General features: G+C 53.2%; 16 protein-coding genes. 8 read left to right on the top strand and 8 right to left on the bottom strand.

Translation table 11 applies throughout. The annotated features are described in order from the left end of the window. Positions 1 to 311: 311 nt before the first annotated feature. Both katG and yijE read left to right on the top strand, forming a co-directional pair. Positions 312 to 2492 (top strand): catalase/peroxidase HPI, encoded by a 2181-nt coding sequence (gene katG, locus C4F37_RS15320; protein ID WP_001296626.1) that lies wholly within the window; start codon positions 312 to 314, stop codon positions 2490 to 2492. A 93-nt stretch (positions 2493 to 2585) separates the two neighbouring features. Beyond that, on the top strand, positions 2586 to 3491 hold the full coding sequence (gene yijE / locus C4F37_RS15315; protein WP_001271242.1) for a cystine transporter YijE: 906 nt from the start codon (positions 2586 to 2588) through the stop codon (positions 3489 to 3491). Positions 3492 to 3517: 26 nt separating this feature from the next. Here yijE and C4F37_RS15310 read toward each other — a convergent pair whose 3' ends face one another. The 4 genes from C4F37_RS15310 to ptsP all read right to left on the bottom strand — a co-directional run bounded on the left by C4F37_RS15310 (position 3518) and on the right by ptsP (position 8700). Further along, positions 3518 to 4135 carry a DUF1287 domain-containing protein gene (locus C4F37_RS15310; protein ID WP_000647862.1) on the bottom strand — a complete coding sequence of 206 codons (618 nt, stop codon included), beginning with the start codon at positions 4133 to 4135 and terminating at the stop codon, positions 3518 to 3520. Between the two features lie 275 nt (positions 4136 to 4410). Continuing rightward, positions 4411 to 5514 carry a bifunctional L-1,2-propanediol dehydrogenase/glycerol dehydrogenase gene (gene gldA / locus C4F37_RS15305; protein ID WP_000374004.1) on the bottom strand — a complete coding sequence of 368 codons (1104 nt, stop codon included), beginning with the start codon at positions 5512 to 5514 and terminating at the stop codon, positions 4411 to 4413. A gap of 10 nt (positions 5515 to 5524) precedes the next feature. Continuing rightward, on the bottom strand, positions 5525 to 6187 hold the full coding sequence (fsa, locus tag C4F37_RS15300; protein WP_001540356.1) for a fructose-6-phosphate aldolase: 663 nt from the start codon (positions 6185 to 6187) through the stop codon (positions 5525 to 5527). A gap of 11 nt (positions 6188 to 6198) precedes the next feature. Then, positions 6199 to 8700: a phosphoenolpyruvate--protein phosphotransferase gene (gene ptsP / locus C4F37_RS15295; RefSeq protein WP_001540357.1), complete on the bottom strand. Its 2502-nt coding sequence runs from the start codon at positions 8698 to 8700 to the stop codon at positions 6199 to 6201. A gap of 308 nt (positions 8701 to 9008) precedes the next feature. Here ptsP and C4F37_RS15290 point away from each other — a divergent pair, with 308 nt between their 5' ends. The 5 genes from C4F37_RS15290 to C4F37_RS15270 are packed head-to-tail and all read left to right on the top strand — an operon-like array spanning position 9009 to position 13958. Next, on the top strand, positions 9009 to 10088 hold the full coding sequence (locus tag C4F37_RS15290) for a PTS fructose transporter subunit EIIC (protein ID WP_001004469.1): 1080 nt from the start codon (positions 9009 to 9011) through the stop codon (positions 10086 to 10088). A 14-nt stretch (positions 10089 to 10102) separates the two neighbouring features. After that, positions 10103 to 10423 (top strand): PTS fructose-like transporter subunit IIB, encoded by a 321-nt coding sequence (locus tag C4F37_RS15285; protein ID WP_000161265.1) that lies wholly within the window; start codon positions 10103 to 10105, stop codon positions 10421 to 10423. A gap of 50 nt (positions 10424 to 10473) precedes the next feature. Beyond that, the gene (locus tag C4F37_RS15280; protein ID WP_000184862.1) at positions 10474 to 12771 is read left to right on the top strand and encodes a formate C-acetyltransferase; all 2298 of its coding nucleotides are present in this window, start codon (positions 10474 to 10476) and stop codon (positions 12769 to 12771) included. Next, a complete protein-coding gene (locus C4F37_RS15275) occupies positions 12737 to 13615 on the top strand; it encodes a [formate-C-acetyltransferase]-activating enzyme (RefSeq protein WP_000204136.1) in 879 nt (292 codons plus the stop codon). The genes C4F37_RS15280 and C4F37_RS15275 overlap by 35 nt, the downstream gene beginning before the upstream one ends. 1 nt (position 13616) lies before the next feature. Continuing rightward, the gene (locus C4F37_RS15270; protein ID WP_000323849.1) at positions 13617 to 13958 is read left to right on the top strand and encodes a PTS fructose-like transporter subunit IIB; all 342 of its coding nucleotides are present in this window, start codon (positions 13617 to 13619) and stop codon (positions 13956 to 13958) included. On the opposite strand, the gene C4F37_RS15265 is transcribed toward C4F37_RS15270, so the two are convergent. The 4 genes from C4F37_RS15265 to argE form a co-directional block, all read right to left on the bottom strand. Next, the gene (locus C4F37_RS15265) at positions 13945 to 14796 is read right to left on the bottom strand and encodes an AraC family transcriptional regulator (RefSeq protein ID WP_000274618.1); all 852 of its coding nucleotides are present in this window, start codon (positions 14794 to 14796) and stop codon (positions 13945 to 13947) included. The two genes, C4F37_RS15270 and C4F37_RS15265, sit on opposite strands and share 14 nt — an antisense overlap. A 225-nt stretch (positions 14797 to 15021) precedes the next feature. Next, positions 15022 to 16755, bottom strand: coding sequence for a phosphoethanolamine transferase CptA (locus C4F37_RS15260; protein WP_001540359.1), 1734 nt, complete (start codon positions 16753 to 16755; stop codon positions 15022 to 15024). Between the two features lie 182 nt (positions 16756 to 16937). After that, complete coding sequence (gene ppc, locus C4F37_RS15255; protein ID WP_001005569.1) at positions 16938 to 19589, bottom strand: phosphoenolpyruvate carboxylase; 2652 nt, start codon at positions 19587 to 19589, stop codon at positions 16938 to 16940. Between the two features lie 301 nt (positions 19590 to 19890). After that, a complete protein-coding gene (gene argE, locus C4F37_RS15250) occupies positions 19891 to 21042 on the bottom strand; it encodes an acetylornithine deacetylase (protein ID WP_001298411.1) in 1152 nt (383 codons plus the stop codon). A gap of 153 nt (positions 21043 to 21195) precedes the next feature. On the opposite strand from argE, the gene argC reads away from it, so the two are divergent. Next, complete coding sequence (gene argC, locus C4F37_RS15245) at positions 21196 to 22200, top strand: N-acetyl-gamma-glutamyl-phosphate reductase (RefSeq protein WP_000935379.1); 1005 nt, start codon at positions 21196 to 21198, stop codon at positions 22198 to 22200. Positions 22201 to 22203: the final 3 nt, after the last annotated feature.

The raw sequence follows: 22203 nt of genomic DNA, 5'->3' as shown, positions 1-22203 counted from the left end.
AAAATCACACAGTGATCACAAATTTTAAACAGAGCACAAAATGCTGCCTCGAAATGAGGGCGGGAAAATAAGGTTATCAGCCTTGTTTTCTCCCTCATTACTTGAAGGATACAAATCTAAAACCCTTTTTTATAAAGCATTTATCCTAAATCGGACATAATCAAAAAGTCTTAATTACGATCAATTTGATCTACATCTCTTTAACCAACAATATGTAAGATCTCAACTATCGCATCCGTGGATTAATTCAATTATAACTTCTCTCTAACGCTGTGTATCGTAACGGTAACACTGTAGAGGGGAGCACATTGATGAGCACGTCAGACGATATCCATAACACGACAGCCACCGGCAAATGCCCGTTCCATCAGGGCGGTCACGACCAGAGCGCAGGTGGGGGCACAACCACGCGCGACTGGTGGCCAAATCAACTCCGTGTTGACCTGTTAAACCAACATTCTAATCGTTCTAACCCGCTGGGTGAGGACTTTGACTACCGCAAAGAATTCAGCAAATTAGATTACTACGGCCTGAAAAAAGATCTGAAAGCCCTGCTGACAGAATCTCAACCGTGGTGGCCAGCCGACTGGGGCAGCTACGCCGGTCTGTTTATTCGTATGGCCTGGCACGGCGCGGGTACTTACCGTTCAATCGACGGTCGCGGCGGCGCGGGTCGTGGTCAGCAACGTTTTGCACCGCTGAACTCCTGGCCGGATAACGTAAGCCTCGATAAAGCGCGTCGCCTGTTGTGGCCAATCAAACAGAAATATGGCCAGAAAATCTCCTGGGCCGACCTGTTTATCCTCGCGGGTAACGTGGCGCTGGAAAACTCCGGCTTCCGTACCTTCGGTTTTGGTGCCGGTCGTGAAGACGTCTGGGAACCGGATCTGGATGTTAACTGGGGTGATGAAAAAGCCTGGCTGACTCACCGTCATCCGGAAGCGCTGGCGAAAGCACCGCTGGGTGCAACCGAGATGGGCCTGATTTACGTTAACCCGGAAGGCCCGGATCACAGCGGCGAACCACTTTCGGCGGCAGCAGCTATCCGCGCGACCTTCGGCAACATGGGCATGAATGACGAAGAAACCGTGGCGCTGATTGCGGGTGGTCATACGCTGGGTAAAACCCACGGTGCTGGTCCGACATCAAACGTAGGTCCTGATCCAGAAGCTGCACCGATTGAAGAACAAGGTTTAGGCTGGGCGAGCACTTACGGCAGCGGCGTTGGCGCAGATGCCATTACCTCTGGTCTGGAAGTGGTCTGGACCCAGACGCCGACCCAGTGGAGCAACTATTTCTTCGAGAACTTGTTCAAGTATGAGTGGGTACAGACCCGCAGCCCGGCTGGCGCAATCCAGTTTGAAGCGGTAGACGCACCGGAAATTATCCCGGATCCGTTTGATCCGTCGAAGAAACGTAAACCGACGATGCTGGTGACCGACCTGACGCTGCGTTTTGATCCTGAGTTCGAGAAGATCTCTCGTCGTTTCCTCAACGATCCGCAGGCGTTCAACGAAGCCTTTGCTCGTGCCTGGTTCAAACTGACGCACAGGGATATGGGGCCGAAATCTCGTTACATCGGACCGGAAGTACCGAAAGAAGATCTGATCTGGCAAGATCCGCTGCCGCAGCCGATCTACAACCCGACCGAGCAGGACATTATCGATCTGAAATTCGCGATTGCGGATTCTGGTCTGTCTGTTAGTGAGCTGGTATCGGTGGCCTGGGCGTCTGCTTCTACCTTCCGTGGTGGCGACAAACGTGGTGGTGCCAACGGTGCGCGTCTGGCATTAATGCCGCAGCGTGACTGGGATGTGAACGCCGCAGCCGTTCGTGCTCTGCCAGTTCTGGAGAAAATTCAGAAAGAGTCTGGCAAAGCTTCGCTGGCGGATATCATCGTGCTGGCAGGTGTGGTTGGCGTTGAGAAAGCCGCAAGCGCCGCAGGTTTGAGCATTCATGTACCGTTTGCGCCGGGCCGCGTTGATGCGCGTCAGGATCAGACTGACATTGAGATGTTCGAACTGCTGGAGCCAATTGCTGACGGTTTCCGTAACTATCGCGCTCGTCTGGACGTTTCCACCACCGAGTCACTGTTGATTGATAAAGCACAGCAACTGACGCTGACCGCGCCGGAAATGACTGCGCTGGTGGGCGGGATGCGCGTACTGGGTGCCAACTTCGATGGCAGCAAAAACGGCGTCTTCACTGACCGCGTTGGCGTATTGAGCAATGACTTCTTCGTGAACTTGCTGGATATGCGTTACGAGTGGAAAGCGACCGACGAATCGAAAGAACTGTTCGAAGGCCGTGACCGCGAAACTGGCGAAGTGAAATACACAGCCAGCCGTGCGGATCTGGTCTTTGGTTCTAACTCTGTCCTGCGTGCGGTGGCGGAAGTCTACGCCAGCAGCGATGCCCACGAGAAGTTTGTTAAAGACTTCGTGGCAGCGTGGGTGAAAGTGATGAACCTCGACCGTTTCGACCTGCTGTAATCTGACCTTCTTCAGCGACTGCCTTTCATGCAGTCGCTGAAGTTTCTTTACCGGCGTATAGTGTCCACAGGAAAACTACACACTGGATCTCTCATGTCTGCCGCAGGAAAGAGCAACCCACTGGCAATCAGTGGCCTGGTTGTGCTCACACTTATCTGGAGTTATAGCTGGATTTTCATGAAGCAAGTCACCAGCTACATCGGTGCCTTCGACTTCACCGCCTTACGCTGCATTTTCGGCGCTCTCGTTTTATTCATCGTCCTTTTATTACGTGGTCGCGGAATGCGCCCGACGCCGTTTAAATACACCTTAGCCATTGCCCTGTTACAAACCTGCGGGATGGTTGGCCTGGCACAGTGGGCGCTGGTCAGCGGCGGAGCGGGGAAGGTGGCAATCCTGAGCTATACCATGCCGTTCTGGGTGGTAATTTTCGCCGCGTTGTTTCTCGGTGAACGCCTGCGACGTGGGCAATATTTCGCGATACTGATTGCCGCTTTCGGCTTATTTTTGGTGTTGCAGCCGTGGCAACTCGATTTCTCTTCGATGAAAAGTGCCATGCTGGCAATCCTCTCCGGTGTGAGTTGGGGGGCGAGCGCGATTGTTGCTAAACGTCTGTATGCCCGCCATCCGCGCGTGGATTTATTGTCGCTAACATCCTGGCAGATGCTGTATGCGGCGCTGGTGATGAGCGTGGTCGCTTTACTGGTGCCGCAACGTGAAATTGACTGGCAACCCACCGTGTTCTGGGCGCTGGCCTACAGTGCGATTCTGGCGACAGCGCTGGCGTGGAGCTTATGGTTGTTTGTATTGAAAAACTTGCCTGCCAGTATTGCCAGCTTAAGCACACTGGCCGTTCCCGTTTGCGGCGTACTCTTTTCCTGGTGGCTGCTCGGTGAGAATCCGGGGGCAGTTGAAGGTAGCGGTATTGTGCTGATTGTGCTGGCACTGGCGCTGGTGAGCCGTAAGAAAAAAGAAGCCGTCAGTGTAAAAAGGATCTGAATTTTTTCTTCATGTGGGGAGATCTCTTATTTAGCAAAATACCGATAGTGCCCCACCATCCGCCAGCTAAACAGTACATCTTCTTCCTGCGCGCCTGCGCCAATGTTATGTATCACCAGCGGCGTACCGTCGCGGGCGAAGCCATCTGACACCACCCCAATATGTGCCAGCCCGTTATCTAATCGCCAGGAGACAATATCGCCCGCTTGATAGTCACTGGGGTTCTTGCTGGTGGGGCGTGTTTTATCGTGGCGGGTAAACCAGGTTTCCAGATTAGGCACCCGACGGTGATCGATGTTGCTGTCCGGGCGCTTTAACTGCCATTTTTGCGGGTACGCAGCAAAATTCTTCGCCATATCTTCGTGCACCAGTTTCTGCAAATCGACCTTCTGGCTGCGCAATGCACGGATCACCACATCGGAACATACGCCGCGTTCTTGCGGGACATCACCGCCAGGATAGGTAAGCTGCACATACGCCGGATCGTAAAATAGCGTGCTGCCGATTTGCTGTCTGGCGCCGTCTGCGATGGCAAGATTGGTGTTAGCCTGGATTTGTACCACGGTTGGTGGAACGGCGGGAGATTTTAAGGAGTAACTGGTAAATACCGTCAGAAGACTGAATAACGCCAGTGAAGCTTTCATCTGTTTCGTCCGTGAAAATAAGAGTCACAGATTCGACCTTCCGGGCTAACGATTGTTCTGTGGAGAAAATGTCCAGAAGCGGATAAAAAAACACCCGAACAAGGTGGAAGTTTCAGATTACTGGCACAGCGTGCCGGATGCGGCGTGAACGCCTTATCCGGCCTACAAAAGTACGTAAATTTACTATATTGCAGAGATTGCGTAGGCCTGATAAGCGTAGCGCATCAGGCAATTTTGCGTTCAAACTCCCGGACAAGCCGGGAGTTTGGAGTAGGTTATTCCCACTCTTGCAGGAAACGCTGACCATACTGGTCGGCTACCAGCAGTGCGGCGTAAACCTGATCTGGCGTCGCGCCGCCAGGCATGTTGTGGATGGTTTCACCTTCTGCACATGCCGCTTCTGCCACAATTCGCATTTTCGCCGGGACATCTTCTTTAATATCCAGTTGAGCGAGAGTTATTGGCAAACCTACCGCATGGCTAAGCGCAGCTACGGTTTCGATTTCCTCCACCGGCGCGTTTTCCAGAACCAGCTGCGTCAGCGTACCGAATGCCACTTTTTCACCATGATAATAGTGATGCGCGTCCGGGATAGCGGTCAGGCCGTTATGTACCGCGTGTGCCGCCGCCAGCCCGCCGCTTTCAAAACCAACGCCACTCAAATAGGTGTTCGCTTCAATCACGCGCTCCAGCGCCGGAGTCACTACATGCTGTTCGGCGGCAAGCATCGCTTTTTCGCCTTCTTCCAGCAGGGTGTTGTAGCACAGTTCAGCCAGTGCCAGCGCTGCCTGAGTGCACTTGCCACCCGCCATGGTGGTCGCGCCGCTACGGGAACAGGCACGCGCTTCAAACCAGGTTGCCAGCGCATCGCCAATACCCGCCGCTAACAGACGCGCGGGCGCGCCAGCGACGATTTTGGTGTCGACAATGACCATATTCGGGTTATTTGGCAACAGCAGATAGCGGTCAAACTCACCCTCATCGGTGTAGATAACAGACAGTGCGCTGCACGGTGCGTCGGTAGAAGCGATAGTCGGTGCGATCGCTACCGGAACACCCATGAAATGTGCCAGTGCTTTGGCAGTATCGAGGGTTTTTCCGCCACCGATACCGAGAATTGCGCCACACTGCGCAGTCTCCGCGATGCCACGCAGACGGTCGATCTCATTTTGCGAACATTCACCGCCAAACGGCGCAATTTCTACTACCAGTCCAGCATCTTTAAAGCTTTTCTCGACAGTGGATTGAGCAAAACCTAAAACAAATTTGTCACCCACCACTAACCAGCGTTCCGCCAGTGGCTTCAGGTACTCGCCCAGACGATTAATTACATCTGCGCCCTGGATGTATTTACCTGGTGATTGAATAATGCGGTCCATAATTACTCCTTTAGAGATGAGTAGTGCCAAATGCGGCATTCCAGTCGTGCTCGAACTTCTCTATAGCTGACTCTACCGCAGGGGTGTTAAGCATTTGTTGCGCTACATCTAAGGGCAGTGTGATGGATTCACATCCAGCCAGCAAACAATCCAGCGCCTGACGTGGTGTTTTAAAGCTGGCAGCCAGCACCATGCTTTCTGGCGCATGCATTTCCAGTAACGCTTGCAACTCCTGTACAGTACGAATGCCGTCACCGCCCTGGGCATCTACGCGGTTAACGTATGGAGCAACGTATTTGGCTCCAGCCAGCGCCGCCAGTAATCCTTGCGCGGCGCTGTACACTGCGGTTCCCAGCGTAGTAATGCCTTCTTTCTTCAGCATTTTAATTGCTGCCAGACCTTCAGAGGTTACCGGAATTTTCACCACAATGCCCGGAATAGCGTCGCGCAGGCGTTTCGCTTCTTTCACCATACCCTGCGCGTCGCGGCTCATGGTCTGAGCAAACAGAATTCCCTCATCACCGAACGCTTTTTGCAGGCGCGGCAGCACTTCCCAGATGGACTCCTTGCTGGCAGCGATAATGCTCGGGTTAGTTGTCACCCCGGCAATCGGGAATATGCGTGCCAGACGTTCGACTTCTGCGACGTTAGCGGTGTCCAGATACAGTTCCATGATGTTTCCTTTTACAGTTCCAGTTCATGTTGCAGCAGGCTGGCGATAGCGTCGGCAGAGGCGGCGTTAACCAGCGCATTACGGAATTCTTCGTGCATGATGCGACGAGCGAGGCGCGAGAAAATGCGCATATGTTGATCGCCCGCGGCGTGTTTGTTCAGGGTTAACATAATGATGAATTGCGCTTCATCATCGCCCCAGCGCACTGGCGCTTGCAGACGCGCTACGCTGATGGTGGATTGCTCAATGTGTTCCGATTTACTGTGGGGAATGGCGAAACTAAAGCCCAGTCCGGTAGAGAAAACGGCCTCGCGCGCCCACAAGTCGGCTTCCAGTTTACGCGGATAGCGGCAGCGGCCCGCCAGCAGCAGGTTATCGGTCATGCCTTTGAGCACTTCTTCTTTGCTGCGCCAGTCGCTTTCCAGTGTGATGCACTCGGCGGTGACCAGCGGTGCGTCCTGTTGGGTCATGCGGAATTGCGCCAGCAGGTGTTCCACTTCCAGCGAAGTACGGCAGGCCATTGCCTGGTTGAGCAACTGGCGGCACTCACGGCTATCAAGTTGCGCCATCCGCGCTTTCGCCGCCGGAATTGATGGTGCGCTCATGCTGAGTTCATCCAGCCCTAAACCGACCAGCAACGGCAGCACGGAACCTTTCGCTCCCAGTTCACCGCACAGACCAATCCATTTGCCCTGGCGATGCACCGCCTGCACGGCGTAATCGAGCGCCCGCAAGAAGGCCGGATTCAGGCTGTTGTAGTGACGAGTCACCTTAGCGTTATCGCGATCCACTGCCAGTAGATATTGCGTCAGGTCATTACTACCAATACTAAAGAAATCAATCTCTTCGCAGCATTGATCGATGATGAACATCACCGACGGCACTTCCAGCATGATGCCGAGCTGGATCTTCTCATCAAACGGAATGTGTTCGTTACGCAGTTGCTGTTTGGCTTCCGCCAGTTTTTCTTTCACCCATAAGATCTCTTCCATTGAGGAGATCATCGGGATCATGATTTTCAGGCTGCCGTGAGCAGAGGCGCGCAGGATCGACCGTAGTTGTGTGGTAAACAACGACGCGTATTCTTCATAAATACGCACCGCGCGATAACCGAGGAACGGGTTAGCTTCTGCCGGAATGTTCAGATAATCAACGGGTTTATCACCGCCAATGTCCATAGTGCGCACAATAATGCTGCGTCCGTTGGCAGACTCCAGCGCCTGACAAAAAATGTTGTACAGCTCGCTTTCACCCGGTGCACTGGTGCGATCCATATAGAGCATTTCAGTGCGGAACAAACCAACGCCTTCCGCACCATTGCCGAATGCGGCCTGCGCTTCCACGGAGTGAGCGATGTTAGCGGCAATTTCAATGCGGATACCGTCTGCGGTACGCGCTTGCTGGGTCAGCCAGACACGCTGTTGCTCACGCAGAGCGTCCTGTACGCGGGCTTCTTGCTGATAATAACGGGCCACGGATTCCCCTGGCTCAACCACAATCGCCCCTGCGTTGCCGTCGATATAAATCGTTTGATGTTGCCACGGAGTAAGGGCATCAATATCCACACCTACCAGCGTCGGAATGTTGAACGAACGGGCAAGGATCACCGTATGTGAGGTGGTGCCGCCACTTTTCAGTAATAGACCTTTGAGGTGATTTTTATCCAGTTCGAGGAACTGGCTGGGGGTCAGTTCATCCGCCATACAAATGGCGGGCTGCGTCAGTTTGCCCGGTGCCGGGAAGCGTTGCTCACCGTAGATTTGCTGGAGTAACTGGAAGCAGACGTCGCGTACGTCCAGGGCGCGTTCTTGCAGGTAGCTGCTGCTGGAACGGGAAAACTCTTCGCAGAAGTGGTGTGCACTGGCGACAATCGCTTCGGCACAGCTTAATCCGGCGCTGACACCTGCCAGTAAATGTTCGCGCAGGGAAGTATCGCCAGCCAGGGATCGGTGCGCTTCCAGAATCGCGCTGGTAGCACCGTCGCTATCCAGCAGACGAAACTCTATGTTTTTCAGTACCAGCGTCAGACCGTTTTCCAGTGCGGATTGTTCGGCGTCAACGCCTTTGGCTGCGGGAAGATTACCCAGCGCATTGAGATCTAAAGAAGAGATCGGCGTCAGAATGCCGCCTGCGCTACCGCTGCACACGGTGCGAGCACGGATAATTTGCGGATTCAGATTGGTCAGTGAAATCGGCAGTGGTTCCAGTTCGTCAGATTTTACTTCCACCAGCGGTGCGTCGCAGTGGGGGAATTCATCGCGCAGCCACTGGCTTAAACGCTGGTGCGCTTCCTGTTCGTCGGCCCCGGAAATCAGTAACTGGCAGTTATCGCCCACCAGCGTATCGGTGCCAATCAGCGCAAGGGCGCTTTTGGCGTTGCCCTTGCGGTCAGTGCGCAGGTTATGCCACTCAATTTGTGATGAAAAAGTATTACACAGCGTTTCAACGTGGCTTGCCGGACGCGCATGCACGCCGTTAGGTAGCTCACAAATAAATTCCACAATCAGGGCCATTGCCTTTCTCCCGGTACGGTTTTCTGTTTACAGGATAAGAGCGCACGGCAACGGCCTGCCATGTGACAAATCTGCCAAAAGCTGGACAAATGTAATGTAACCGTCAATTTGCGACGCGTCTCACAAGACGCCGTTTTGCGGCGTACTTCCGGATTATCGCAAGTTATGAGGCGGATCGCATTTTTGTACTGATATTACAAAAGTCCAGTAAATGGCCTTTTTATCCACTGTTTGCTCCGCCTGCGATTGCCTATTGTTTCTTCCATCAAAAATATGGACATGGGCTTTCGCAAGCCCGGGAGCAGCTTATGAATGAGTTGGTGCAGATCCTGAAAAATACCCGTCAGCATTTAATGACGGGCGTTTCACACATGATTCCCTTCGTGGTATCGGGCGGTATTTTGCTGGCGGTTTCCGTCATGTTGTATGGCAAAGGCGCAGTGCCGGATGCCGTAGCCGATCCGAATCTGAAAAAACTGTTTGATATCGGCGTTGCAGGTTTGACGCTGATGGTGCCTTTCCTCGCCGCTTACATCGGTTATTCCATTGCAGAACGTTCTGCGCTGGCTCCATGCGCTATCGGTGCCTGGGTTGGTAACAGCTTTGGCGCGGGCTTCTTTGGTGCGCTGATCGCCGGGATTATCGGCGGCATCGTGGTGCATTACCTGAAGAAAATTCCGGTGCATAAAGTTCTGCGCTCGGTGATGCCAATCTTCATCATTCCAATCGTCGGCACACTGATTACCGCTGGCGTCATGATGTGGGGGCTGGGCGAGCCGGTGGGGGCGTTGACCAACAGCCTGACCCAGTGGCTTCAGGGGATGCAGCAGGGCAGCATTGTTATGCTGGCGGTGATCATGGGTCTGATGCTGGCGTTCGATATGGGCGGCCCGGTTAACAAAGTGGCCTATGCCTTCATGCTGATTTGCGTTGCTCAGGGTGTTTATACCGTGGTGGCTATTGCCGCTGTTGGGATTTGTGTTCCACCGCTGGGGATGGGGCTGGCGACGCTGATTGGTCGTAAAAATTTCTCCGCAGAAGAGCGCGAAACCGGCAAGGCGGCACTGGTGATGGGCTGTGTTGGCGTTACTGAAGGGGCGATTCCTTTCGCCGCTGCCGATCCGCTGCGTGTCATTCCTTCCATCATGGTCGGTTCAGTTTGTGGTGCGGTAACTGCGGCGCTGGTCGGTGCGCAGTGCTATGCAGGCTGGGGTGGTCTGATTGTGCTGCCGGTGGTTGAAGGTAAGTTGGGTTACATCGCGGCAGTGGCTGTCGGGGCGGTTGTGACGGCAGTCTGCGTGAACGTGCTGAAAAGTCTGGCGCGTAAAAATGGGTCTTCAACTGAAGAGAAGGAAGACGACCTGGATCTGGATTTTGAAATTAATTAATTGAGGAACGAGCCATGACGAAAATTATCGCAGTAACCGCATGTCCTTCAGGTGTTGCCCATACTTATATGGCGGCAGAGGCGCTGGAAAGCGCCGCGAAAGCGAAAGGCTGGGAAGTGAAAGTAGAAACCCAGGGGTCGATTGGTCTGGAAAATGAACTGACTGCGGAAGACGTGGCAAGCGCCGATATGGTGATTTTGACCAAAGATATCGGCATCAAATTTGAAGAGCGTTTTGCTGGCAAGACTATCGTGCGTGTCAACATCAGCGACGCGGTAAAACGTGCTGACGCCATTATGAGCAAAATTGAAGCTCACCTGGCGCAAACCGCTTAAGTTCTTATCCCGCCCGCAAGGGCGGGTTCGCTTTCCCACAGGAGTTCCTCATGACGAATCGTATCTCTCGCCTCAAAACTGCACTGTTTGCCAATACCCGTGAAATCTCGCTGGAGCGGGCGTTGCTTTATACCGCCAGCCATCGGCAAACCGAAGGGGAGCCGGTGATAATGCGTCGGGCGAAAGCAACAGCGTATATCCTTGAACACGTTGAAATTTCGATTCGTGATGAAGAACTGATTGCCGGTAACCGCACCGTAAAACCACGCGCCGGGATTATGTCGCCGGAAATGGACCCTTACTGGCTGCTGAAAGAGCTGGATCAATTCCCGACGCGTCCGCAGGACCGCTTTGCTATCAGCGAAGAAGATAAACGTATCTACCGCGAAGAGTTGTTCCCGTACTGGGAAAAACGTTCGATGAAAGATTTCATCAACGGGCAGATGACGGATGAAGTAAAAGCCGCGACCAGCACGCAGATTTTCAGCATCAACCAGACGGATAAAGGCCAGGGGCACATTATTATTGATTACCCGCGCCTGCTGAATCACGGGCTGGGGGAGCTGGTGGCACAGATGCAGCAACATTGTCAGCAACAGCCGGAGAATCACTTTTATCAGGCAGCGCTGTTACTGCTGGAAGCCTCGCAGAAACATATTTTGCGTTACGCCGAACTGGCGGAAACGATGGCGGCAAGCTGCACTGATGGCCCGCGTCGCGAAGAACTGCTGACCATTGCGGAGATCTCCCGCCATAACGCCGAACATAAGCCGCAGACGTTCTGGCAGGCGTGCCAGTTATTCTGGTACATGAACATCATTCTGCAATACGAATCCAACGCCAGTTCGCTATCGTTGGGGCGCTTCGACCAGTATATGTTGCCGTTCTATCAGACATCATTAACCCAGGGCGAAGATCCGGCATTCCTGAAAGAACTGCTCGAATCTTTATGGGTGAAATGCAACGACATCGTGCTGTTGCGCTCCACCAGTAGCGCGCGTTATTTCGCCGGTTTCCCTACCGGCTATACCGCACTGCTCGGCGGGTTAACCGAGAACGGACGTAGCGCGGTGAACGTGCTTTCGTTCCTTTGCCTTGACGCTTATCAAAGCGTGCAATTACCGCAACCGAACCTCGGCGTGCGCACTAACGCCTTGATCGACACCCCTTTCCTGATGAAAACCGCAGAAACCATTCGCCTCGGCACCGGTATTCCGCAAATCTTTAACGATGAAGTGGTAGTGCCAGCGTTCCTCAACCGTGGCGTTTCGCTGGAAGATGCGCGCGACTATTCCGTAGTGGGCTGTGTGGAATTATCTATTCCCGGCAGAACCTACGGCTTGCATGACATCGCGATGTTTAACCTGCTGAAAGTGATGGAAATCTGCCTGCATGAAAATGAAGGCAACGCTGCGCTGACTTATGAAGGTTTACTGGAACAGATCCGCGCCAAGATCAGCCACTACATCACCCTGATGGTTGAGGGCAGCAATATTTGTGATATCGGCCATCGCGACTGGGCTCCTGTACCGCTACTCTCGTCTTTTATCAGCGATTGTCTGGAAAAAGGTCGCGATATTACCGATGGCGGCGCGCGTTATAACTTCTCCGGCGTACAGGGGATCGGTATCGCCAACCTGAGCGATTCTCTCCATGCGTTGAAAGGGATGATTTTTGATCAACAGCGTTTAAGTTTTGACGAATTGCTGTCGGTATTAAAAGCCAACTTCGCCACGCCAGAAGGCGAAAAAGTCCGCGCTCGCTTAATTAACCGCTTCGAGAAATACGGTAACGATATCGACGAGGTGGATAACATCAGCGCCGAACTGTTACGCCACTACTGCAAAGAAGTGGAAAAATACCAGAACCCGCGCGGCGGCTACTTCACGCCGGGATCGTATACCGTTTCTGCCCACGTCCCGTTGGGATCGGTGGTTGGCGCGACGCCAGACGGTCGTTTTGCCGGGGAACAACTGGCAGACGGTGGCTTGTCACCCATGCTGGGTCAGGATGCACAAGGGCCAACGGCGGTACTGAAATCAGTCAGTAAGCTCGATAATACGCTGCTGTCTAACGGTACGTTGCTGAACGTGAAATTCACTCCGGCGACCCTGGAAGGTGAAGCGGGATTACGCAAACTGGCCGACTTCTTACGGGCGTTTACCCAGCTTAAGTTGCAGCATATTCAGTTTAACGTGGTGAACGCCGACACGTTGCGGGAAGCGCAACAGCGCCCACAAGATTATGCCGGGCTGGTGGTGCGCGTTGCCGGATACAGCGCCTTCTTTGTCGAACTGTCGAAGGAGATCCAGGATGACATCATCCGCCGGACAGCGCATCAGCTGTAACGTTGTGGAAACGCGCCGCAATGATGTGGCGCGCATTTTCAACATTCAGCGTTATTCACTGAATGACGGCGAGGGCATTCGTACGGTGGTCTTTTTTAAAGGCTGTCCGCATCTTTGCCCATGGTGTGCTAATCCGGAGTCGATCTCCGGCAAAATCCAGACGGTACGCAGAGAGGCGAAATGTCTGCACTGTGCGAAATGTTTGCGTGATGCGGATGAATGCCCCTCCGGGGCGTTTGAACGGATTGGTCGCGATATCAGCCTTGACGCTCTGGAACGGGAAGTGATGAAAGATGACATTTTCTTTCGCACGTCCGGCGGTGGCGTCACGCTTTCTGGCGGCGAAGTGTTAATGCAGGCGGAGTTTGCGACCCGTTTTTTACAGCGACTGCGGCTATGGGGTGTGTCATGCGCCATCGAAACTGCCGGAGACGCGCCAGCCAGCAAGCTGTTACCGCTGGCGAAATTGTGCGATGAAGTGTTGTTCGATTTAAAAATTATGGATGCGGCTCAGGCGCGGGATGTGGTGAAGATGAACCTGCAACGCGTGCTGGAGAATCTGCGTTTGCTGGTGAGTGAGGGTGTCAACGTGATCCCGCGTTTACCGCTGATCCCTGGTTTCACGCTCAGCCGGGAGAATATGCAGCAGGCGCTGGACGTGCTGATCCCGCTGAATATCAAGCAGATCCATCTGTTACCGTTTCATCAGTACGGCGAGCCGAAATACCGCCTGCTGGGGAAAACATGGTCGATGAAAGAGGTTGCTGCTCCGTCGTCAGCCGATGTGGCAACGATGCGTGAAATGGCAGAACGGGCCGGATTTCAGGTTACCGTGGGAGGTTAAAATGGCATACCTGGTGGCAGTAACCGCCTGCGTAAGCGGCGTGGCGCATACTTATATGGCGGCGGAACGGCTGGAAAAGTTGTGCCAGTTAGAGAAGTGGGGCGTTAGCATTGAAACTCAGGGCGCGTTGGGAACGGAGAATCGTTTAGCGGACGAGGATATCCGCCGGGCGGATGTTGCGCTGTTAATTACGGATATCGAGCTTGCCGGTGCTGAGCGATTTGAACATTGTCGCTACGTGCAATGCAGCATCTACGCTTTCCTGCGTGAGCCGCAGAGGGTGATGAGCGCAGTGCGCAAAGTGCTTTCTGCGCCGCAGCAAACCCATCTTATTCTGGAGTAGTCGGTTTTTCTGTCAGTTGGCTGTGGTACTGCCGACGATATTCCGACGGCGAGCGTTCGGTATTTTTACGAAACAGACGGCAGAAGTAGTTGCTGTCGACAAAGCCGCAGGCGTGCGCCACTTCTTTTACCTTCAGGTCATAGCCTTTCAATAATGTCTTAGCGTGCTCCAGTCGCGTGTGATTCAGGTATTCGTTAAAACCAATGGCCCCCGTTTTTTGAAACAGGTGCGAGAGGTAATTTGGCGAAATATAGAACGCCTGTGCGACAGATTCGCGGGTAAGTGCGGAGGCATAGCGTTCGTCGATATAATCACGAATAGCTTCGAATAGAGCCTGGCTGCGTGAGGCGGTCTGTATTTGGCTGCCGAGCAAATCGCGGCAGTGGCTAAGCAGGCTGGTGACGATAAGTCTGGCCGTTTGCTGCTCCTGCGACTGCATTTGCATTTCATTGAGCGTTTGTAGCAGAAAAGAACCAATGCGCGGGCCGCGTCGGGCGACGTGTTGCTTCGCCAGATTTTGATATTGTTTGCCATCCCATTGCACAACGCTGAAGCCGAGTTGCTGTTTGCCAAACAGCACGCTAAAGGTGGTGGCGGGGGCTTGCCATTGTGGAAAATTCCAGCCACCAGCAGGGACGTACAGCACATCGCCGGGAACTAACGCTGCTCCAGCGCCGGTATCAATAAACTCACCTTCCAGCACAATTTCCAGCCGTGGAAAATCGACCTGATACGCAAGATCGGGCACCGGGCCGTTGCTGCTGGCAAAGTAAATCTGGCGCAGGGACAGCGGGCCGTTGATCAGGCGGGAGAGCAGATAGCTGACGTCGTGATACATGTTATTCCCTTAGGTATGTAGACGGGAAAACAGTAACTGGCATTATGAAAAAAGGCCACCTGAAAAGTGTGGCCTGATGGGAGTGAGATGTAAACATTGCGGCAGTTTCAGTCGACTTGTATTGCCGGATGCGGCGTAAACGCCTTATCCGGCCTACCGCCGCGATCTGTAGGCCGGATAAGACGCGTCAAGCGTCGCATCCGGCAAATAACATCTGGCTGATAATTACTGATTACCCACCTGATCGCCATACGGCAGAGTGTCGTAATCGATCAGTGCGTTTTTCTTATACGGGTTACCAATCCAGCGGGTAGTTTCTTTGAATTGCGGATTCACCACTGAACGGGTTGGATCGTAACCGTCGTAAGATAAGCCCGCCAAATCTGACCAGGTGTGGATCAGTTCCGCCAGGCTGTATTTACGATCAACATCCTGTGAGAAATCACGCGGATGAGTCGCTTGCCATTTTTCTGACGTCCACAGCAGGAACGGAATGGTGTACATATGACGCGTCGGGTTGTCTTCATTACGCCCCTGAGTTTTGTGCGGCGGCGTGTCGTAAACCTCTTCACCGTGGTCAGAGAAATAAACCAGGAAACCGTTCGGATCGGTCGCTTTAAAGTCTTTAATCAGGCTGGCAACCACGTGATCGTTGTACAGGTTAGCATTGTCATAATCATTATATGACTCCAGCTCTTCTGCGTTTAATCCCGGTGGAACATGCTCTGTATTACCGTCAAATTTGCCCTGATCTTCCGGATAACGGTACTTGTACTTGATATGCGTACCCAGCAGATGAACGATGATCAGTTTCTTCGGCGCAGGGTCCTTCAGCACTTCCTGGAACGGCTTCAGCACGTTGGTGTCATATTCACGCGCACTCTGCGTACGTTGCTGGTTCATGTAGTACTGCTTGTCGGTCTGGCGCGAAAATACCGTCAGCATGGTATTGCGGGCGGTCATCGTCTGCTGGTTGGTGATCCAGAAGGTTTTATAACCCGCCTGTTTCATCATGTTCATCAGCGACGGCTGCGTCAGATACAGATCCGGGTTCTTTTCATTGGCAAAGGTCAGCGCCTGTTGCAGGATTTCAATGGTGTACGGACGAGACGTAACCACGTTATTAAACACGGTCAGATTCGGATCGGTTTTATGCAGCGCATCCAGCTCCGGCGTGGTTTCACGCGGATAACCGTACAGACTCATGCGTCCACGCTGGGTCGATTCGCCAATTACCAGCACTAAGGTGCGCGGTTCGTTACCCGATTCATCTTTGAAATTAGCCAGCGGCGGCAAGGCATTATTTTCATTCAGTAGCTTTGTTAGCGAGTTTAGTTGCTGACGATACTGATAATAGCCGGTCAGGAATTGCCACGGTGCGGCAGGCTCCATACGCGATGCCAGGTTATCCAACGTTTTCTCAAACGGCTTGTTCTTGATAAACGTATTCATGGCGATCGGATGCAGAATCAAGCCATAAAGCAGGGCAAAAGAGACAACATAACGCCACGGCTTTGGAATATAGACCGGGCGCAGGCGTGTCCACAGCAGAACTGCCACCGCCGTATAGGGCAGCGCGATAAGCACAATTTTCAGGCTGAAATACTGGCTTAAATACTCGCTGGCTTCGTTGGTGTTGGTTTCGAACATCACAAACAGAACGCTCTGCGAGAACTCCTGACCGTAGATGACGTAATAGCACAGCGCCGCCAGAGAGGCCGCCCATAGCACCACGCCGATCACTGCGGCAATAATTTTAATCCGCTTCGGAAAGAGGAATACCGGGATCAACCACAGCGAACTGAATAACAGCGAGTCGCGAATGCCGTTAGTGCCACTATAACCACTGATGTAAATAATGGCCTGTAGCAGAGTAGAGAAAAACCAAAAGTAGAGCAGTGCCCAACCCAGGGCTTTCCAGCTAAAAAGGGGTTTAGCCTGGACTTCTGTGGAATGCATAGTAAGAACCTGTCTTGAAAAAAATATCGCCGAATGTAACGACAATTCCTTAAGGATATCTGAAGGGATATCCAGATTTTGAATAAAATGCAGACAGAAATATATTGAAAACGAGGGTGTTAGAACAGAAGTATTTCAGAAAACCCTCGCGCAAAAGCACGAGGGTTTGCAGGAGAGGAAGATTAGCCGGTATTACGCATACCTGCCGCAATCCCGGCAATAGTGACCATTAACGCCTGCTCGACGCGAGGATCCGGTTCCTGGCCTTCTTTTTCTGCCTGGCGGGAGCGGTGCAGCAACTCGGCCTGCAATACGTTCAGCGGGTCGGTGTAAATATTCCGTAGCTGAATAGACTCTGCAATCCACGGCAGATCGGCCATCAGGTGAGAATCGTTGGCAATCGCTAGCACCACTTTGATGTCTTCTTCTTGCAGATTGCGTAACTCTTTACCTAACGGCCACAGTGCTTTGTCGACCAGGCGTTGGTCATAGTATTCTGCCAGCCACAGGTCTGCTTTGGCGAAGACCATCTCCAGCATGCCGAGACGCGTCGAGAAGAATGGCCAATCGCGGCACATGGCTTCCAGCTCGCTCTGTTTGCCATCTTCGACCACTTTTTGCAGCGCCGTACCTGCACCCAGCCAGGCGGGGAGCATCAGGCGGTTTTGCGTCCAGGCGAAAATCCACGGAATAGCGCGCAGTGACTCGACGCCGCCGGTCGGGCGACGTTTCGCCGGACGTGAACCCAACGGCAGTTTGCCCAATTCTTGTTCCGGCGTAGCGGAGCGGAAGTAAGGCACAAAATCTTTGTTTTCACGTACGTAGCCACGGTAGAGATCGCAGGAGATGACTGACAGTTCATCCATAATGCGACGCCAGCTCTCTTTCGGCTCAGGTGGTGGCAGCAGGTTGGCTTCCAGAATCGCCCCAGTGTACAGCGACAGGCTGCTGACGGTGATTTCTGGCAGACCATATTTAAAGCGGATCATCTCGCCCTGTTCGGTCACGCGCAGGCCACCTTTCAGGCTTCCTGGCGGTTGTGACAGCAGCGCCGCATGGGCAGGTGCGCCGCCGCGACCAATGGAACCGCCGCGACCGTGGAACAACGTCAGCTCAATACCCGCTTTTTCGCAGGTTTTGATTAATGCATCCTGTGCCTGGTATTGCGCCCAGGAAGCTGCCATCACGCCCGCATCTTTTGCTGAGTCGGAATAGCCAATCATCACCATCTGTTTGCCCTGAATCAGGCCGCGATACCAGTCGATATTCAGCAGCTGGGTCATGACATCGTTGGCGTTGTTCAGGTCATCGAGGGTTTCAAACAGCGGAGCAACCGGCATCGCAAACCCGATACCCGCTTCTTTCAGCAGCAGGTGGACAGCCAGCACGTCGGACGGCGTTTTCGCCATCGAGATCACGTAGGCGGCAATGGAGCCTTGCGGCGCTTCGGCAATCACCTGGCAGGTATCGAGCACTTCGCGCGTTTCGGCGCTTGGTTGCCAGTTGCGCGGTAGAAGCGGACGTTTGGAGTTCAGTTCGCGGATCAGGAACGCCTGTTTGTCGGCTTCTGACCAGCTCTCGTAGTCGCCGATACCGAGGTAGCGGGTCAGCTCGCCCAGCGCTTCGGTATGGCGGGTGCTCTCCTGACGGATATCAATACGGACCAGCGGTACGCCGAAACATTTCACGCGGCGCAGGGTGTCGAGCAGATCGCCGTTGGCGATAATACCCATGCCACACGCCTGAAGTGACTGGTAGCAAGCGTAGAGCGGTTCCCACAGTTCTTCGTTTTGTGTCAGCAGGCCTTCTGGTTTTGGCAGTTCTTCGCCTTTCAGGCACGCTTCCAGCCATGCCTGTGTCGCCATCAGGCGAGAACGCAGGTTTTTCATCAGATAGCGATACGGTTCTGCGGCACCTTCTTCGCCAACCAGCGCCAGCAGTTCAGGGGTCGCTTCAACCATCGACAGTTCAGAAACCAGCACCTGAATATCTTTCAGGAACAGATCGGTGGCTTTCCAGCGACTGAGCAGCAGGACGTGGCGGGTGATATCGGCAGTGACGTTCGGGTTGCCGTCGCGGTCACCGCCCATCCACGAGGTAAAACGGACCGGAACAAATTCGACGGGCAGTTTGTAGCCGAGATTCTCTTCCAGTTGTTCGTTCAGTTCGCGCAGGTAATTCGGTACGCCTTGCCACAGGCTGTTTTCTACTACGGCAAAGCCCCATTTGGCTTCATCTACCGGGCTTGGACGCAGCTTACGGATTTCATCGGTATGCCATGACTGGGCGATCAACTGGCGCAGGCGGCGCATCAGCTGGTTATGTTCGTAGTCGGCGATATCTTTGTTATCGAGCTGTTTTAAGCAGGCGTTCACTTCCACCATTTTGTGGATCAGTGTACGACGGGTAATTTCGGTTGGGTGAGCCGTGAGGACCAGTTCCAGCGACAGCGATTCCACTGCTTTTTTTATGGTGTCTTCGCTCAGTTCCGGCTGGTTTTTCAGTTTGCGCAGGGTGCGGGCGATCACTTCCGGGTTGCTGGCAGCTTCGCCTTTCGGCGAAATGCTGTGGTATTGCTCGGCGGTGTTGGCCAGGTTCAGAAACTGACTAAACGCACGCGCAACGGGCAGCAGCTCGTCGTTCGACAAATTTTGTAAGGTGGTGAGCAACTCCTGGCGGTTAGCATCATTGCCAGCGCGTGAAGATTTGGACAACTTACGGATAGTTTCTACGCGTTCAAGAATGTGTTCTCCCAACGCATCCTTGATGGTTTCTCCCAGCACTTTGCCGAGCATACTGACATTACTACGCAATGCGGAATATTGTTCGTTCATATTACCCCAGACACCCCATCTTATCGTTTGATAGCCCTGTATCCTTCACGTCGCATTGGCGCGAATATGCTCGGGCTTTGCTTTTCGTCGTCTTTTATAAAGCCACGTAAAAGCGATGACGTCAAATGCTGCGAAATCGCTTCAGCAAACGAATAAATAGCAGGAATTTACGCCATTAAATTCACGACGCTTTAAATAAGCGTAACTTATGGGAATGTTAAAAAATCGCCTCGAGTAACACCAAAGGTGTAGGTCGGATAAGATGCGCAAGCATCGCATCCGACATTGTTTGGCCTACGTTTTAATGCCAGCAAAAATGGTGAATCACCTGGGTGATCAGTTCGCGGGTGGGCTTGATAAACCTCGTCTCCAGATATTCATCAGGCTGATGAGCCTGATTAATTGAGCCAGGCCCCAGAACCAGCGTCGGGCATAACGTTTGAATAAACGGCGCTTCGGTACAGTAATTCACCACTTCGGTCTTTGCTCCGAGCAATTTCTCAACCACTTCAACCAGTTGATGATTCGGTGGGCATTCATAGCCAGGGATCGGCGGATGCAGCTCGTCGACCGTCAGACGACCCGGCCAGCGTTCGCTCACTGGAGCCAATGCATCGTTGAGCAAACCGTTAAGTTCATTGAGTGTCATGCCTGGCAGCGGACGAATATCCATATGCAACTCACAACAAGCGCAAATACGGTTAGATGCATCGCCGCCGTGGATATGCCCGAGGTTGAGCGTAGGGTATGGCACGGTAAACGCGTCGTAGTGATAACGTTCTTTCAGGTTATCGCGCAATTGCAAAATATGCCCTATGGCGTCGTGCATCAGTTCGATAGCGTTAACTCCGCGTGCTGGATCGCTGGAGTGGCCCGACTGGCCCTGAATACGGATGGCGTTAGAGATATGACCTTTATGCGCGCGTACCGGTTGCAGCGACGTTGGCTCGCCAATGATGGCGCAATCCGGGCGCAGGGCGGTAGTTTCGGCAAAATAACGCGCTCCGGCCATACTGGTTTCTTCATCGGCAGTCGCCAGAATGTAGAGCGGTTTTGCAAGCTTCGTGACGTCGACATCGCGTAGCGCATCAAGGATAAACGCAAAAAAGCCTTTCATGTCGGCGGTGCCTAAGCCGTAAAGCTTGCCGTCATGCTCCGTCAACGTAAATGGATCGCGCGTCCAGCGTCCGTCATCAAATGGCACCGTATCGGTATGCCCCGCCAGCAACAAACCGCCAGCCCCCTGTCCGCAACTGGCCAGCATATTAAATTTGTTGCGAGTTCCTGGCACAGGCTGTACTTCCACATTGAAGCCTAAATCCTTAAACCAGTCCGCCAGCAGAGTGATTAAATCTGCATTGCTTTGATCGAGTGCCTCTTCCGTGGCGCTTATTGAAGGTGTGGCAATCAGAGCACGGTAAATCTCGATAAATGGCGGTAATTTGTTTTTCATTGTTGACACACCTCTGGTCATGATAGTATCAATATTCATGCAGTATTTATGAATAAAAATACACTAACGTTGAGCGTAATAAAACCCACCAGCCGTAAGGTGAATGTTTTACGTTTAACCTGGCAACCAGACATAAGAAGGTGAATAGCCCCGATGTTGAATACGCTGATTGTGGGTGCCAGCGGCTACGCTGGCGCAGAGCTAGTGACCTATGTAAATCGCCATCCGCATATGAACATAACCGCTTTGACTGTTTCAGCGCAAAGCAATGATGCGGGAAAGTTAATCTCCGATTTGCATCCGCAGCTAAAAGGCATCGTTGATCTGCCGTTGCAGCCGATGTCGGATATCAGCGAGTTTAGCCCAGGGGTGGACGTGGTGTTTCTCGCCACCGCCCATGAAGTCAGCCACGATTTAGCGCCGCAATTTCTTGAAGCAGGCTGTGTGGTGTTCGACCTTTCCGGCGCGTTTCGTGTTAACGATGTCGCCTTCTATGAAAAATATTACGGCTTTACCCATCAATACCCGGAACTGCTGGAACAGGCAGCCTACGGTCTGGCGGAGTGGTGCGGTAATAAATTAAAAGAAGCGAACTTGATTGCCGTGCCAGGCTGTTATCCGACGGCAGCACAGCTGGCGCTGAAACCGTTGATTGATGCCGATCTTCTTGACCTCAATCAGTGGCCGGTGATCAACGCCACCAGCGGCGTGAGCGGTGCAGGACGTAAGGCAGCGATTTCAAATAGTTTTTGTGAAGTTAGCCTGCAACCGTATGGCGTCTTTACCCATCGCCATCAACCAGAGATCGCCACACACCTCGGTGCTGACGTTATCTTCACCCCGCATCTGGGCAATTTCCCGCGCGGCATTCTCGAAACCATTACCTGCCGCCTGAAACCGGGTGTGAGCCAGGTGCAAGTGGCGCAAGCGTTACAGCAGGCGTATGCCCATAAACCACTGGTGCGGCTGTATGACAAAGGCGTTCCGGCGCTGAAAAATGTCGTTGGACTGCCATTCTGCGATATCGGTTTTGCCGTTCAGGGCGAGCATCTGATTATTGTGGCGACCGAAGACAACTTACTGAAAGGCGCGGCGGCACAAGCGGTGCAGTGCGCCAATATTCGTTTCGGCTATGCGGAAACGCAGTCTCTTATTTAAGGG

Source organism: Escherichia sp. R1, assembly GCF_003000935.1.
In the GTDB taxonomy this organism is placed as follows: Bacteria; Pseudomonadota; Gammaproteobacteria; order Enterobacterales; family Enterobacteriaceae; genus Escherichia; species Escherichia coli.
Note: the sequence above shows the minus strand (reverse complement) of the source record. Positions and strands in the feature narration are given on the sequence as shown.